Origin of the sequence: Sphingomonas panacisoli, assembly GCF_007859635.1 — a bacterium.
Classification (GTDB): domain Bacteria; phylum Pseudomonadota; class Alphaproteobacteria; order Sphingomonadales; family Sphingomonadaceae; genus Sphingomonas; species Sphingomonas panacisoli.
On record NZ_CP042306.1, the window covers coordinates 2,684,953 to 2,700,278 of the forward strand.

Genomic DNA, 15,326 nt, shown 5'->3' on the forward strand with positions numbered 1-15,326 from the left:
CCCATCCGTCACCCCGGATTAGTCAGCCTTTTTCGCCACGCCCACCAGCGCCGGCCGCAAGAGGCGGTCGCGCAGCATATAGCCGGCCTGCATTTCCTGGACGATCGTGCCGGGCGCCTGATCGCTCGGCAGTTCGAGCATCGCCTGGTGCTGGTTGGGATCGAGCGGCAGGCCCATCGCCGCGATGCGGGTGATGCCGTTGCGCTGGAACACGTTGTCCAATTCACGCTTGGTCGCTTCCAGGCCGGTGACCAGTCCCTTCAGCCGCTCGTCACCGCGCAGTTCCTCGGGGATCGCGGCCAGGCCGCGCTCCAGATTATCGGCGACCGACAGCACGTCGCGCGCGAAGCCGGTCACGGCATAGGCGCGCGAATCGGCGGCTTCCTTTTCGGCGCGGCGGCGGACGTTCTGCGCCTCGGCATGCGCGTACATCACTGCCTTGTTGGCTTCGGCGAGTTCGGCTTCGAGCTGCGCGACGCGGTCGTGCTCGGCCAGTTCGGGCGCACCCTCCGCAGTCTCGGCGCGCAGGTCTTCGGTTTCGATCTTATCTTCGCTCATCATTCTCTCTTGGCTAAGGGGCCCGAACTCAATTCGCACGAGGTCGTGACGGAGCCGATTTTGGTTCCAGGCAAGGAGCAAGGAGGGAGCGATGCTTATTTGCATCGTGACCGACGCGCGACGCAGTCCTGGGGCCAAAATCGGCCCGCCTCTGCGCGGTTGCCCATGGAAGCCCGCCGAGCGGCGTCGCTTGCTGGCGCGTAGCCTCAGCTACGCGACTGCGCTGCGCTCCTTGTCGGCAGGCTTCCATGGGCAATCACGATCCTCGTGCGAATTGAGTTCGGACCCCAACCTCTCAACCGATCAGGCGGGAGAGGGTTGCGGCAGTGAAATCTACCATGGGCACGACGCGCGCATAGTTCAACCGTGTCGGACCGATCACGCCGACCACGCCGACCACGCGGCCGTCGATCCCGCGAAAGGGTCGCGCGATCACCGACGAGCCTGACAGCGCGAACAATTTGTTCTCCGCACCGATGAAGATGCGGGTCGAATCGCCGGTTCGCGCGCTGTCGAGCAAGGTCGCGATTTCCTGCTTCCCTTCGAGATCGTCGAGCAGGTCGCGGACGCGCTCCAGGTCCTCGGCGGCAGCGGCATCGATCAAGCGGCCCTGCCCCCTCACGATCAGCACCGGGCGGCGGTCGCTGTCCTCGCTCCACACCGCGATGCCCTGTGCGACCAGCGCCGCCGCTGCGGTGTCGAGCGCGGCGCGGTCGGCGACGAGCTGACGATCCAGCCGCGCCCGCGCCTCCGCCAGGGTCAGGCCCGACAGCGTCGCCGACATGTAATTGCCGGCCTCGACCAGTGCGGAGGGCGCGGTGCCGGGCGCCAGATCGACCACGCGATTCTCGACCTGGCCGTCGTCACCCACGATCACCGCAAGCGCGCGAACCGGCGACAGCGGCACGAAACTGATCGAGCGCAGCACCAGTTCGGCCCTGGGCACCATCACCAGCCCGGCGCAGGCCGACAGGCCGCTGAGCGCCGCGGTGGTCGCCGCCAGCGCTTCCTCGACCGGCCCGGAGCGGACCGCGCGGCCCTCGATCGCGGCGCGCTCTTCCGCCGACGGCTCGGCGACGCGCATCATCCCATCGACGAATAGTCGCAAGCCAACATCGGTCGGCAACCGCCCGGCCGAGGTATGCGGCGCGGCGAGCAGGCCCAGCGCCTCCAGTTCATGCATGACATTGCGGATCGACGCGGGCGACAGGCTGAACGCCCCGGCATCGGCAAGCGTCCGCGATCCGACCGGCTGGCCGGTCTCGAGGTACCCCTCCACCACCGCACGAAAAATATCGCGCGCGCGATCGGACAGTTCGGCAACGGGGGTGGCGCTCATGACAGCCATCATATGGCGAAGGCGGCGGCAACGCTCAATGCATGTCCGACGAGTCCAATCATGAGACAATTAACCAAAGTAATAAATCTAGAGTGCCAAGTCGATCCGATTAATACCGCGTTCAGCATAAGGTCGATTCGGCCGCGTAAAAGGGGACTGACATGTCGAAGTTTTTGGCGTTTGCTGCAGCAACGGGATTGATGCTTGCGGCATCGAACGCATCCGCGCAGGCCGTTAAGGTGACCAACATCGCGTTCACGCCCGGCTCGGTGAGCGGTACGGTTCATTCGTCGCTACTGAACGGCGACGTCGGTGTCGGCCGGTTCGAGTTCAAGGGCAATTACGTCAGCAACAATGCGTCGTTCGACATCCTGAGCTATTGCATCGATCTGGCGCAGACGATCTCGCTCGGCAACGTGAACTATACCGATTACCAGATCGTCCCGATCTCGTCCTATGCCGGCATGACGACCGCAAAGTCGAACGCGCTCAACGCGCTGCTGACCAACACGACGCCGCTGCTCAACGCGGCAACCGGTCAAACGGCGATCAACATCTCGGCCGCCACGCAGATGGCGGTGTGGGAGATTATGTTCGAAACGCAGTCGACCTGGTCGGTGACCGCCAACACGAGCGCGTTCTACATGACGACGCCGGGCAGCAGTTCGGGCAGCAACACGGCGGCGCTGACTTCGGCGGAAACGCTCGCCAACACGTATCTCACCAACGTGAAGAACAGCACTTGGACGGTGAACAACAACTACGCGCTGAACGTGCTGTCGTCGCCGAGCCGTCAGGACCAGGTTTTCCTGACCGCGGTGCCGGAACCGGCCACTTGGGGCATGCTGGTGTTGGGCTTCGGCCTGGTCGGTGGCGCGCTTCGCAGCCGTCGCCGCAGCGCGAGCGTCCTCGCCGCCGCGTAAAAGCGTTTCCGACGGGCTTGGGGGCTCGTCCGTCGCAAGGGTCGTTCCGGCAATCGCCGGAGCGGCCCTTTGCTTTTTGCGAAGGGGTGACACCATCGGCGGCGGCGGGTACGGCGCTGCGCTGACCTAAGGAGACCTTCATGCGCCCCAGCGGCCGTGCGCCCGACCAGATGCGCGCCATCACGATCGAACCCCATTTCACGCGTCACGCCGAAGGATCGGTGCTGATCGGCTTTGGCGATACCAAGGTGCTGGTCACCGCGAGTGTCGAGGATCGCCTGCCGCCGTGGCTGCGCGGCAAGGGCCAGGGTTGGGTGACGGCCGAATACGGCATGCTGCCGCGCGCGACGCATACCCGCGGCAATCGCGAAGCGGCGCGCGGCAAGCAGTCGGGCCGCACGCAGGAAATCCAGCGTTTGATCGGGCGTAGCTTGCGCGCGGTCACCGATCTCAAATTGCTCGGCGAACACCAGATCACGCTCGATTGCGACGTGATCCAGGCCGATGGCGGCACGCGGACGGCAGCGATCAGCGGCGCGTGGGTCGCGCTGCGGCTCGCGGTCAACGGCCTGCTCAAGGACGGCAAGATCGCGGCCGATCCGCTGACGCAGAAAGTCGCGGCGGTCAGTTGCGGCATCTATCAGGGCACGCCCGTCCTCGATCTCGACTACGATGAGGATTCGAACGCCGACGCCGACGCCAATTTCGTGCTGCTCGAAAACGGCCATATCGCCGAAGCGCAGGCGACCGCAGAGCATGCGACGTACGACGAGGAAGCCCTTTTGCGTCTGCTGCGTTTGGCACGGATCGGCTGCAACGACATTTTCGCGGCCCAGGCAAAGGCGGTCGCGTAATGAGCGGTGAAGGCGAGGTCCCTCAGGAAATCCGGAAACTTGCCCCCGGCAAGCTGGTGATCGCCAGCCATAACGAGGGCAAGGTCAAGGAAATCCGCGCGCTCCTCGCGCCCTATGGGATCGAACCGGTGTCGGCCAAGTCGCTCGATTTGCCCGAACCGGAAGAGACGGGAACCACCTTCGTCGCCAATGCCGAACTGAAGGCGATGCAGGCCGCCGATCTGTCGGGCCTTCCCGCGCTGGCGGACGACAGCGGGCTGTGCGTCGAGGCACTCAACGGCGATCCCGGCATCTTCTCCGCGCGCTGGGCGGGCGAGTCGAAGGATTTCGGCCACGCAATGCAGTTGGTCGAGGACAACATCCGGAAGCTCGGGCCGGAGACCGACCGCGACGCGCATTTCGTCTGCGCGCTCGCCCTCGCCTGGCCCGACGGCCATGTCGAATGGTTCGAAGGGCGCGTCGAGGGCCAGCTCGTCTGGCCGCCGCGCGGCGGCAACGGCTTCGGCTACGACGCGATGTTCCTGCCCGACGGCCACGACCGCACCTTCGGCGAGATGGCGGCGGACGAGAAGACGCCCCTCACTCACCGCGCGGATGCGTTCCGGCAATTGGTCGCGGCGGTCCTCTAAGCAATTGTCCGCCGACCCGACGCCCCTCGCGCTCTACGTCCACTGGCCGTTTTGCGTGTCGAAATGCCCGTATTGCGACTTCAACAGCCACGTTCGCGACAGCGTGGATCAGGCGGCGTGGCGGGACGCGATGCTCGCCGATCTGGCGCATGAAGCACAGGCGCTACCGGGGCGGACGCTCGGATCGATCTTCTTCGGTGGCGGCACGCCGTCGTTGATGCCGCCCGCGACGGTCGCGGCGGTACTCCACGCGGCCGAGCAAGCCTGGGGATTCGCTCCCGACATCGAAATCACGCTGGAGGCCAACCCTTCATCGGTCGAGGCGGCGCGCTTCGCCGATCTCGCGGCGTGCGGGGTGAACCGCGTCAGCTTGGGCTTACAAGCACTGAACGACGAGGCGCTCGCATTCCTCGGCCGCGCGCACGATGTCGCGGAAGGCTTGGGTGCGCTCGACGTCGCGCAACGCGTGTTCGATCGCGTCAGCTTCGACCTAATCTATGCCCGGCCCGACCAGTCCTTCGGTGACTGGCACGCCGAACTGACTCGCGCCCTCGCGCTCGGCACCGAACACCTCTCGCTCTACCAACTCACCGTCGAGCCCGGCACGCGCTTCGCTACCGAAGAACGCGAAGGTCGTCTCGCTCTACCCGATCCCGACCGCGCGGCCGATCTGTTCGCGCTGACTCGCGAGACGACGGCGCGCGCCGGGCTGCCCGCCTACGAAATCTCCAACCACGCACGCCCGGGGGCGGAGAGCCGCCACAACCTGACGTATTGGCGCTACGGCGACTATGCCGGGATCGGCCCGGGCGCGCACGGGCGGCGCGGCGGATTCTGCGACGCAGCGGCGGCGCAAGCCCGAAAACTGGATCGATGCGGTATCGCGCAACGGCCACGGCATCGAAATCGAAGACCGCCTGACCCCCGCCGAACGCGCGACCGAGGCGATGCTGATGGGGCTGCGGCTGGCCGAGGGAATCGACCTGACGCGGATCGCGGCACTCGGCGAACGGCCGATCGAGTTCCTCGTCGATATGCGCAAGGTCGCGCGGCTGGCGGATCAGGGATTCGTCGCGCTGGACGGCACGCACCTGCGCGCCACGGACGCCGGCATGCCCGTCCTCAACACGATCCTGGGCGATGTCGTCGATGTGCGTGAGGCGATCAATTCCCCTCCCTGAAAGGGAGGGGTTAAGGGTGGGTGGACGTAACGCAACGCGGCGGGGTCGTGTCAATCGGCCAGCGTCTCGCCTGGCCTCGACCCACCCCCAGCCCCTCCCTTCCAGGGAGGGGAGCTCTACATTAGAAACCAGAGGGCGCCGGCGACACCGTCACCGTCGTCCCGCCGCGTACTTCCTGCACTTCCAGCGCGCGTTCGGCGACGCCGTTGGCGCCGAAGCGGAAAGCGCCGTCGATCCCGGCGAACCCGCCCGGGTCGCGCAGCCGTGCTTCGGGGAACGGCCGACCGATCGGCCAGTCACGGGTAATCCGGATCGTCAGCAGCACCGAATCGTAGCCCATGCTCGACAGGCGATACGGCCCCGCGCCGAAGCGGGCACGGTATTTGACCGCGTATTGGCGGTACAGCGCGTCGCTGACGCTGGCGAACCAGGCGCCGTTCAGCGCCGCGCGCGCGCCGATCGTCGTGTCGTTGTTCCAGCGTTCGGTGCCGAGCACGCGCGCGCCGCCTTCGCCGCCCTTGCGCATCAGCGGTACGACGCCGGCCGCGGCCGCCGCGTCGTCGGCGATCAGCACGGCGCCGACCGGCCCGGCCTTGCCCAGCCGCGACGCCGCCGCCGTGATCGACGCGATCGAACGGTCATAAGGCTGGAGCGAGATCACCTGACCCTTCGCGCCTTCGACCGCGCGCAGGAACGAGGTCGAGGCGCGCTGGCCGTACACGCCGTTGGCGACCAGGCCGCCATAGGTCGTGATACCCTGGCTCCGCGCATATTCGACCACGCGCTCGATCGACTGCGCCGGCGAATAGCCCATCAGATACGCGCCCGACCCGGCGATGCTGGTGTCGTTGGAAAAGCTGATGACGGTCACGCCGGCACGCTTGGCGACGGGCAGCACCGCGCGGACATCCTCCGCCAGCAACGGCCCGAGGATCAGCCGCGCCCCCTCGTCGATCGCCTTCTGCGCGGCCGGTGCCGCACCCAGCGCGGTGTCGTAGGTGGTGATGCGCAGCACGGCGTTGTTGGTGTCGAGCAAGGCCAACTGAGTCGCGTTGGCGATGCTGCGTCCGACCGCGCCGTTGGGACCGGTCAGCGGCACCAGCAGCGCGACCATGTGGTGATCGTTGTCGGTCGGCAGCCCGGGCATGATCGCCGGCTCGACCGGCGGTGCGACGACGGCGGGTCCGGGCGGCGGCGCTTTGGTCGGCACGACCGTCGAACAGGCCGATACCAGGATCGCGACGGCCAGCATCGCGATGCGCCGAACGCCCGTGAAGCGTTGCCCTATGGTTGCACCCTCTGCCATGACGATCCCCTGATGACTGATACTCTTATGCCCGGTCTCTACATCGTCGCCACCCCGATCGGCAATCTCGGCGACTTGTCGCCGCGCGCCGCGCACGTTCTGGCGAACGCGGCGCTAATCGCCGTCGAAGACACGCGCGTGACGGCGGGGCTGTTGCGGCACATCGGGGTCAAGCGGCCGATGATGGCGTATCACGACCACAATGCCGACCGCGTCCGGCCCGGTTTGATCGCGCGACTCGGGGGCGAGGCGATCGCGTTGGTCAGCGACGCGGGGACGCCGCTGATTTCCGATCCGGGCTATAAATTGGTCCGCGACGCGCGGGCGGCGGGACATGCGGTGGTGACGATCCCCGGCCCCTGCGCGGCGGTCGCGGCGCTGACGCTGGCGGGATTGCCGACCGACCGATTCCTGTTCGTCGGCTTCCTGCCGTCCAAGGCCGGCGCACGGGCAGAGTCGATTGCCGAGATCGCCAGCGTCCGCGCGACGTTGGTCTTTTACGAATCGGGTCCCCGCCTCGCCGCGACGCTGGCCGCCTTGGCCGACGGGCTCGGCGATCGCGAGGCGGCGGTGACGCGCGAGATCACCAAGAAGTTCGAGGAAGCGGTGACCGGCACGCTCTCGTCGCTCGCCGCGCGCTACGCCGAAGCCGGCCCGCCGAAGGGCGAGATCGTCCTGGTCGTTGCCCCACCCGGCGAGCCGGAAGCCGCCAGCGCCGAGGACGCCGACGCCGCACTCGCCGAAGCCCTCACCCGCCTCCCCGCATCGAAGGCGGCCGGCGAGGTCGCCAAGCGCCTCAACCTCGACCGCAAGGCGCTGTACGCTCGCGCGCTGGAGATGAAGGGTGATCAAGCATGACGGTCTCCTGGATTCTTTTTGCATTGTTGTCCGGCGCACCCACCGGTTCCACCCGCCCGGCTTGGCTCCTGGGCGACTGGTGCTACCCGCTGGGGCACCCACTCCGGCTGACCTCCACCGATGGCCTCGACGGTGATGAAACGACGACATACAGCGCGGATGGTCGCTGGCGCGATCTAGGCACAGGTGGCACGTGGCGTGTATCCGGCCGAACCCTGATCGAGCGGCGCGACTATGCCGAGCCCGGTTTTCTTGGCGCGGGCGAGCCCCTGCGCCAGACATGGCGAATACGTTTCGTGCGGCATGGTCGCTACGCGATGTCATTGTCCGGGGATCGCCGGGGCTGGCTGGTCAAATGCCCCGGTCAATAAAAGATCGTCGTTCCGCCGAAGCCTCCGGCCGGCGCGGCGAGCGTATCGCCGGCTGGTGGCTGCGATTGAGGGGCTGGCGCATCCTCGACCGCCGCGTCCGCACGCCGGCGGGGGAAGTCGATATCGTTGCACGCAAGGGCAACCTCATTGCGTTCGTGGAGGTAAAGTCCCGCGCTACCGACGCCGAACTCGACTTCGCGATCGACGAACGCCGCTTGGCGCGTGTCGCGGCCGCTGCCGAAGTGCTGATGCCGCGATACGCCGGCCCGAGCGACGACATCCGCGTCGATGTGATCCTGCTGGCGCCCGGGCGTCCTCCTCGCCATATCGAGAATGCGTGGATCGGGTGACAGACGCCGTTTCCCTCTCTACGTCGCCCCGGCGAAGGCCGGGGCCGCTGCATGGCACGGGCTGTAGTAGAAACTTGGCGACCCCGGCCTCCGCCGGGGTGACGAGGAAAGAAGAATGAGCCTGACCGTCGCCGTTCAGATGGACCCCATGGAGTCGATCAACATTGCGGGCGATCCGAGCTTCGCGCTGATGCTGTCGGCAAAGGCGCGCGGGCACCGGCTGTTCCACTACACCGCCGACGCGCTGAACTATGCCGACGGCCGCGTCTGGGCGAAGGCGCATCCGGTCACGGTAGAGCGTGTCGTAGGCAAGCATTTCACCTTCGGCGAGCCGGTAAATCTCGACCTCGGCGACGAGGTGGATGTCGTGCTGATGCGCCAGGATCCCCCGTTCGACCTCGGCTACATCACCGCGACCCACCTGCTCGAACGCATCGCGCATAAGACGCTCGTCGTGAACGACCCGGCCAGCGTCCGCAACGCACCCGAAAAGGTGTTCGTGCTCGACTATGCACGCTTCATGCCGCCGACGCTCGTCACGCGCAGCCTCGACGAGGCCAAAGCGTTCCTCGCCAAGCATGGCGAGATCGTCGTCAAGCCGATCCACGGCAATGGCGGCAAGGCGATCTTCAAGGTCGGCCGCGACGGCCTGAACCTGTCGGCGCTGATCGAGGTGTTCAACCAGACATGGCGCGAGCCGCACATGCTCCAGGCATTCCTGCCAGGCGTCGCGCAGGGCGACAAACGCATCGTGCTGGTCGACGGCGAGGTCGCCGGCGCGATCAACCGCATTCCCGGCGAGGGCGAGTTCCGCTCCAACCTGGCGGTCGGCGGATCGGCGGCGAAGACCGAACTGACCGCGAAGGAGCGCGAGATCTGCGCCGCGCTTGGCCCCGAACTCAAGAAGCGCGGGCTGCTGTTCGTCGGGATCGACGTGATCGGCGGCGAGTGGCTGACCGAGATCAACGTCACCTCGCCCACCGGCATCGTCGCGATCGAGCGGCTCGACGGAATCGACGTCGCGGCGATGATATGGGACGCGATCGAGGCTAAGCTGAATGCGCGCTAGCGCCCACGCTTTCGGCGTCGAGTGCGTCGGCGATCCGCTGCGCCATCGCTTGGATCAGCGGCACGATCGCCGCCAGGCTCGTCGTTCGCGGCTCCGGGTCGATCGCGCACAACGTGCCGAAGAAACTGCCATCGGCGCGGATGATCGGCATCGAGATGTAGCTCTGGAACCCGTAGAGGATCGGGGTCGGGTGGACGCGCCACATCGGCTCTTCCGCGACGTGATCGATGAACACGCCTTCGCCGCTGCAACGGATTTCGTCGCAGATGGTCGTCTGGAGTTCGAGTTCGCCGCCCGCTTCCAAACCGAACGCGATGTGATCCTCGACAAGACAAGCGACCCAGCGATCGGCCGTCACGCGCGCCACCGCGGAAAAGTGCATGCCCGTCAACGCGCAGACTTCACGCAGGATGTCGCGTACCCCCTCGATCCGCTGAACCGCGGCGATATCGGCGGTGATATCCCCCTGCATCCGCACAGCCTACGCCTCTTGTCGCGTCCTGTCGCTAACAATGGTTGCGGGGGCCGAACGACTTGACCCAATGGTTCCTCGATGGCCTCGAGCAATGGGGCTATCTCGCCGTCTTCGTCTGGATGGCGCTCGAAAACATCATTCCGCCGATCCCGTCCGAAGTCATCATGGGCTTTGCCGGAATCGCGGTCGCGCACGGCAAGCTCGATTTCTGGGGCGTGATGGCCGCGGGGACGGTCGGCTCCACCGTCGGCAATTATTTCTGGTACTGGATCGGCCGCTACGTGCCGCTGCAGAAGCTCAAGCCGTTCGTCGATAGGAACGGCCGCTGGCTGACCGTCGAATGGTCGCAGGTCGAGAAGATCGACGCCTTCTTTTTCCGCCACGGCCAATGGCTGATCTTCGTGATGCGGTTCATGCCGTTCGGGCGGTCGATCATCTCGCTGCCGGCGGGCATTTCGAACATGCCGCGGTGGAAGTTCATCGTCTGGACGCTGGCCGGCACCTTTGTCTGGAACCTGTTCCTGACCGGCGCGGGTTATTGGCTCGGCCACAATTTCCGCGAGGCGGAGGCGTGGACCGGGCCCGCAGCGGTCGCGATCGGCGGCGCGATCACGGTCTGGTATCTCTATCGAGTCGTCACCTGGAAACCGCGCGGTTAAGCCCGCGGATGCGCGTTACGATAAACGTCGAGCAGATGCGCGGCATCGACCGCGGTATAGATCTGGGTCGAGCTCAGGCTGGCATGGCCGAGCAATTCCTGCAGCTGGCGCAGATCGGCCCCGCGTCCGAGCAGATGTGTGGCAAAACTGTGCCGCAACGCATGTGGCGTCGTGCGGTCGGCCAGCCCCAACCGCGTCCGCGCGGCCTGCACCGACTTGCGCACCACACCGGCCGATAGCGGCCCGCCCTTCGCCCCCCGGAACAGCGGTTCGCCGCGCACCACCGGCCACGGCGACCCGGCTACATACGCGTCGATCGCATCGCGCACCTGCGGCAGGATCGGCACGATCCGCGTCTTGTCGCGCTTGCCGGTGACCGCCATCGTTTCGCCCAACGGCAGCACCGCTCCGGTCAGCCCGACCGCCTCGCCGATGCGCAGCCCCGCGCCATAGAGCAGCAGCAGGATCGCCCAGTCACGCGCGCCGATCCAAGGTTCGGCGGCATCGTCGGCCACATCTTCGGCCAGCGCCACCGCATCGGCAGGCGAGACCGGACGCGGTACGCCCTTCTTGATGCGCGGTCCCTTGATCCGCGGCGAGGCATCGTCACCGCCAGCCCATCTGAGGAACGTCCGCACCGCCGACAGCTCGCGCGCCGCCGACGCATTCCCCAGCCCCTCGCCACGCCGCTTCGCCAGATACGCGCGCAGATCGGCCGCGCTCACCCGCGTCAATCCATCCGCTCCAACCGCCTCGCCCCAATGCTCGCCGAGGAACCGGACCAGCCGCACCGCCGTCGCCTCATAGGCGCGCACGGTATGCGCCGACCGCCGCCGGTCGCGCGACAGATGCTTGCCGAATGCGGCGGGAAGAGAAACGTCGGTCATGGCTGCCCTTGCGGGCATTCCTATATTAGTCGGGCTATTATGTCCCGCGCCCGCGTCCTCATCATGAATTCCGCGCTCGGCCCGCTCGATTATCGCGTCCCGCATGGGATGGAGGTCGAGCCGGGGTCGCTCGTCGTGGCGCCGCTCGGCCCGCGTCAGTTGCTCGGCGTCGTGTGGGAGCCCGAGCGGATGAAGTCCGACGCGGAGGTCGGCGACAACCGCTTGCGCAACCTGATGGGCGTGCTGCCCGTGCCACCACTGACCGATGCGATGCGGCGGCTGATCGAGTGGACGTCGGACTATTACCTCGCCGCGCCCGCCTCGGTCGCGCGGATGGCGTTGCCCTCGACCTCGGCGCTGGAGGGCGCGCGCACCGTCACCGAATATCGCGCGACGGGGAACATGCCGGATCGCCTGACCCCGCAGCGCGAACGGGCGCTCGAGCGGATCGCCGATCGCCAGGGGCTGATCCGCGAACTGGCGACGATCGCCGACGTGTCCGACGGTGTTATCCGTGGGCTGGTCAAGGTGGGTGCAATCGAAGCGGTCGAGGTCGATATCGACAGCCCTTTCCCGCTCCCCGATCCCGACCACGCCGTGCCGGTGCTGTCGGCGGAGCAAAAAGCGGCGGCGGATGCGCTGGTCGCGGGGGTCGAGCGCCACGATTTCCAGCCCACCTTGCTCGACGGCGTCACTGGATCGGGCAAGACCGAAGTCTATTTCGAGGCGATCGCCGCCGCGATCCGCGCGGGGCGTCAAACGCTCGTCCTGCTTCCCGAAATCGCGCTGACCGAGCCGTTCCTGCAGCGCTTCACCGCGCGGTTCGGCTGCGAGCCGGTCGCGTGGCATTCCGGTCTCCGCCAATCGCAACGCCGCCGCGCGTGGCGCGCGATCGCGACGGGCCAGGCGCTCGTCACCGTCGGCGCGCGATCCGCACTGTTCCTGCCCTATTCGAATCTCGGCCTGATCGTCGTCGATGAAGCGCACGAGACCAGCTTCAAGCAGGAAGAGGGCGTCCACTACCACGCCCGCGACGTCGCGGTGATGCGCGGTAAGTTCGAGGGTGTACCCGTCATTCTCGCCACCGCCACCCCCGCGATCGAGACGCGGCAACAGGTCGAGATCGGCAATTACGCCGAACTCAAGCTGCCCGGCCGCTACGGCGCCGCCGAAATGCCCGCGATCGAGGCGATCGACCTGCTCCGCGACCCGCCCGAACGCGGCCGCTGGATCGCACCCAAGCTGGTGAACGCCGTCGACGAGACGCTTGCACGCGGCGAACAGGCGTTGCTGTTCCTCAACCGCCGCGGCTACGCGCCGTTGACCCTGTGCCGCGCGTGCGGCCACCGCTTCCAATGCCCCAATTGCACCGCCTGGATGGTCGAGCACCGCCTCGTCCGCCGGCTGTCGTGTCACCATTGCGGGCACATGATGCCGACCCCGCACGCCTGTCCCGAATGCAAGGCGGAGGACAGCCTGGTCGCGTGCGGCCCCGGCGTCGAGCGCATCGCCGACGAAGCCGCGGCGCTGTGGCCCGAAGCGAAGACCGCGATCGTCACCAGCGACACGATCTGGTCACCCGCCAAGGCGGCCGAGTTCGTCGGCCGCATGGAGGCGGGCGACATCGACATTGTCATCGGCACGCAACTGGTGACGAAAGGCTATCACTTTCCCAACCTCACGCTGGTTGGGGTGATCGACGCCGATTTGGGGCTGGGCGGTGGCGACCTCCGCGCGGCGGAGCGGACCTTCCAGCAGATCATGCAAGTCGCCGGCCGCGCCGGGCGGGGCGAGAAACCGGGTCACGTCTACATCCAGACCCACGACCCGACCGCCCCCGTCATGGCTGCGCTGGTATCGGGCGACGCCGAGGCGTTCACCGCTGCCGAGACAGACGCCCGCCGCGAAGCCGGCGCCCCGCCGTTCGGCCGCTATGCCGCGATCGTGGTGTCGTCGGAGGACCAATCTGCCGCGCACGAAATCGCGCAATTGGTTGGCCGCAGCGCGCCGCGCCTCGACGGCATGGAAGTCTACGGCCCCGCCCCGGCGCCGCTTGCGATGCTGCGCGGCCGCCACCGCTACCGCCTGCTCGTCCATGCCCGCCGCGCGCTCGACGTGCAGGACGTCATCCGCGACTGGCTCGGCGCGCTCGACTGGCCGAGCAAAGTGCGCGTCATCGTCGATATCGATCCCTATAGCTTTGTCTGAAATCGGCGATAAATTCACCAAATCAGACTTTTGGGGGCGCCAATGATCCGGAAACTTCTCCTCTCGGCCGCGGCGGTGGCGCTTCCGGGCGTGGCCAACGCGGACTGGTATCAGGCGAGTTCGAAGCATTTCGTCGTCTATTCCGACGACAGCGCCGATCACATCAAGGCATTCACCGAACGCCTCGAACGGTTCGATCAGGCGATCCGTTACTGGCACAAAACGCCCGAAGACACGCGCGGTCCGTCGGCACGCGTCACCATCTACGTGGTCGGCGACATCGCGGCGCTCCAGAAGATTTACGGCGCCGGCGGGTCCGCCGTCGCGGGTTTTTACGAACCGCGCGCCACCGGTTCGATCGCGTTCACGCCGCGCAGTACCGGCGGCGGCGGGAATTACGGCTTCACGTCGCAGGCGATCCTCTTTCACGAATACACCCACCATTTCATGCTGACCAACTGGACCGACGCGGCGTTTCCGCCGTGGCTGACCGAGGGTTTCGCCGAACTTCACGCCACCGCCCAGATCATGTCCAACGGCAGCGTCCGGTTCGGCGCCGCGCCGACCTATCGGCAATGGACGGTCGACCGGGCGAACCTGTTGCCCGCTTCCCAATTGCTCGAACCCTATCCCGGCAAACTGGACGAGGAGCGGCGCGACGCGCTGTATTCGCGCGGCTGGTTGCTGACCCACTACCTCACTTTCGACGCCGGGCGACGCAAGCAACTCGCCGACTACATCACGGCGATCAACAGCGGCAAAACGGCGGCCGAGGCTGCCAAGGCCTTCGGCGAGCTCAGCAAGCTCGACGGCAAGATGAACGCGTGGGCCACCACCAAGAGCCTGCCGTACAACGAGATCAGCGGCTCCGAACTGAAGATCGGCGCGATCGCGGTGCGGCCGCTCACCAATGCCGAATCGGCGACGATGCCGGCGCTGATCGCGTCGCAACGTGGGGTCGACGACAAGACGGCGCCCGCCGTTGCCGAACTGGCGCGACGACTTGCCGCACCCTTCCCAAACGATCCGGCGGCGCAGAACGAACTGGCCGAAGCCGAGTATGACGCCAAGAATTACGCCGCCTCTCTGGCGGCGGCCGAGCGAGCGCTCGCGGCCGATCCCAAGTCGGTCCATGCCTGGTTGTACAAGGGAATGGCGCTGCAGGCGGTGCTGGTGCGCGACAAGATCACCGACAAGGATCGCTGGACGGCGGCACGGCGTTGTTATCTCGCGGCCAACAAGGTCGATACCCAGGCCCCGGCGCCACTCGCTCTATATTATTCCAGCTTCATCGAAGCGAAGGAAAAGCCGACCGAAAATGCCGAGAACGGGCTGCTCTATGCCTATCAACTCGCGCCCTATGACCCGACGCTGCGGCTGGAGGCGGCATCGGTCCTGATCGGGTTCGACGAAGCGAAGGCGCGGATCGCGCTGTATCCGGTCGCGTATAATATCGAAGCGAGCGGCCCAGCCGCGCTGGCCCAACGGGCACTGAAGGCGCTCGATGCCGGCGACAAGGAAGGCGCGCGCAAGGCACTCGCGCCGCCTGCCAAGCACGAAGACGAGAAGAAAGGCGGCGACAAGAAGAAGCCAGGCGACAAGGGCAAGGGCGACTGACCACGCGCCCCCCTGTCGCTCCGCGTGCGAATCTGCCATGGC

15 protein-coding genes and 1 pseudogene are annotated in these 15,326 nt (G+C 66.9%); 11 read left to right on the forward strand and 5 right to left on the reverse strand.

Going from position 1 to position 15,326, the window contains the following annotated elements; genetic code table 11:
* Positions 1-18: 18 nt before the first annotated feature.
* Positions 19-558: a nucleotide exchange factor GrpE gene (locus FPZ24_RS13345; protein ID WP_146572773.1), complete on the reverse strand. Its 540-nt coding sequence runs from the start codon at positions 556-558 to the stop codon at positions 19-21.
* 295 nt (positions 559-853) lie between these two features.
* Positions 854-1,897, reverse strand: a complete 1,044-nt coding sequence (gene hrcA / locus FPZ24_RS13350) for a heat-inducible transcriptional repressor HrcA (protein WP_146572775.1) — start codon at positions 1,895-1,897, stop codon at positions 854-856.
* 161 nt (positions 1,898-2,058) lie between these two features.
* Between hrcA and FPZ24_RS17640 the strand changes: the two genes are divergently transcribed.
* From FPZ24_RS17640 to hemW, 4 genes and pseudogenes are all read left to right on the forward strand, one after another.
* A complete protein-coding gene (locus FPZ24_RS17640) occupies positions 2,059-2,820 on the forward strand; it encodes a PEPxxWA-CTERM sorting domain-containing protein (protein ID WP_240047468.1) in 762 nt (253 codons plus the stop codon).
* A gap of 140 nt (positions 2,821-2,960) precedes the next feature.
* Positions 2,961-3,674 carry a ribonuclease PH gene (rph, locus tag FPZ24_RS13360; protein ID WP_146572777.1) on the forward strand — a complete coding sequence of 238 codons (714 nt, stop codon included), beginning with the start codon at positions 2,961-2,963 and terminating at the stop codon, positions 3,672-3,674.
* Complete coding sequence (rdgB, locus tag FPZ24_RS13365) at positions 3,674-4,303, forward strand: RdgB/HAM1 family non-canonical purine NTP pyrophosphatase (protein WP_146572779.1); 630 nt, start codon at positions 3,674-3,676, stop codon at positions 4,301-4,303. The genes rph and rdgB overlap by 1 nt, the downstream gene beginning before the upstream one ends.
* Positions 4,269-5,484: pseudogene (gene hemW, locus FPZ24_RS13370) on the forward strand (radical SAM family heme chaperone HemW). The gene rdgB and the pseudogene hemW overlap by 35 nt, the downstream one beginning before the upstream one ends.
* 121 nt (positions 5,485-5,605) lie before the next feature.
* On the opposite strand, the gene FPZ24_RS13375 reads toward hemW, so the two are convergent.
* On the reverse strand, positions 5,606-6,790 hold the full coding sequence (locus FPZ24_RS13375; protein WP_146572781.1) for a penicillin-binding protein activator: 1,185 nt from the start codon (positions 6,788-6,790) through the stop codon (positions 5,606-5,608).
* 12 nt (positions 6,791-6,802) lie between these two features.
* Here FPZ24_RS13375 and rsmI point away from each other — a divergent pair, with 12 nt between their 5' ends.
* From rsmI to gshB, 4 genes are all read left to right on the forward strand, one after another.
* Entirely contained in the window at positions 6,803-7,648 is an 846-nt protein-coding gene (rsmI, locus tag FPZ24_RS13380; RefSeq protein WP_146572783.1) for a 16S rRNA (cytidine(1402)-2'-O)-methyltransferase, read from the forward strand.
* Complete coding sequence (locus tag FPZ24_RS13385; RefSeq protein ID WP_146572785.1) at positions 7,645-8,019, forward strand: hypothetical protein; 375 nt, start codon at positions 7,645-7,647, stop codon at positions 8,017-8,019. Before rsmI ends, FPZ24_RS13385 begins: the two co-directional genes overlap by 4 nt.
* Complete coding sequence (locus FPZ24_RS13390) at positions 8,004-8,369, forward strand: YraN family protein (protein ID WP_186728861.1); 366 nt, start codon at positions 8,004-8,006, stop codon at positions 8,367-8,369. Before FPZ24_RS13385 ends, FPZ24_RS13390 begins: the two co-directional genes overlap by 16 nt.
* Before the next feature lie 115 nt (positions 8,370-8,484).
* Positions 8,485-9,438, forward strand: a complete 954-nt coding sequence (gshB, locus tag FPZ24_RS13395) for a glutathione synthase (protein WP_146572787.1) — start codon at positions 8,485-8,487, stop codon at positions 9,436-9,438.
* On the opposite strand, the gene FPZ24_RS13400 is transcribed toward gshB, so the two are convergent.
* Positions 9,419-9,910, reverse strand: a complete 492-nt coding sequence (locus tag FPZ24_RS13400) for a GAF domain-containing protein (RefSeq protein WP_146572789.1) — start codon at positions 9,908-9,910, stop codon at positions 9,419-9,421. The two genes, gshB and FPZ24_RS13400, sit on opposite strands and share 20 nt — an antisense overlap.
* A gap of 62 nt (positions 9,911-9,972) precedes the next feature.
* Between FPZ24_RS13400 and FPZ24_RS13405 the strand changes: the two genes are divergently transcribed.
* On the forward strand, positions 9,973-10,572 hold the full coding sequence (locus FPZ24_RS13405) for a DedA family protein (RefSeq protein WP_146572791.1): 600 nt from the start codon (positions 9,973-9,975) through the stop codon (positions 10,570-10,572).
* On the opposite strand, the gene FPZ24_RS13410 is transcribed toward FPZ24_RS13405, so the two are convergent.
* Positions 10,569-11,459 carry a tyrosine recombinase XerC gene (locus FPZ24_RS13410; RefSeq protein WP_146572793.1) on the reverse strand — a complete coding sequence of 297 codons (891 nt, stop codon included), beginning with the start codon at positions 11,457-11,459 and terminating at the stop codon, positions 10,569-10,571. The genes FPZ24_RS13405 and FPZ24_RS13410 overlap by 4 nt on opposite strands.
* A 39-nt stretch (positions 11,460-11,498) precedes the next feature.
* Here FPZ24_RS13410 and FPZ24_RS13415 point away from each other — a divergent pair, with 39 nt between their 5' ends.
* Together FPZ24_RS13415 and FPZ24_RS13420 are read left to right on the forward strand one after the other, a co-directional pair.
* On the forward strand, positions 11,499-13,667 hold the full coding sequence (locus FPZ24_RS13415; protein WP_146572795.1) for a primosomal protein N': 2,169 nt from the start codon (positions 11,499-11,501) through the stop codon (positions 13,665-13,667).
* 42 nt (positions 13,668-13,709) lie between these two features.
* On the forward strand, positions 13,710-15,284 hold the full coding sequence (locus tag FPZ24_RS13420; protein WP_146572797.1) for a hypothetical protein: 1,575 nt from the start codon (positions 13,710-13,712) through the stop codon (positions 15,282-15,284).
* The last annotated feature ends 42 nt before the right edge of the window (positions 15,285-15,326 follow it).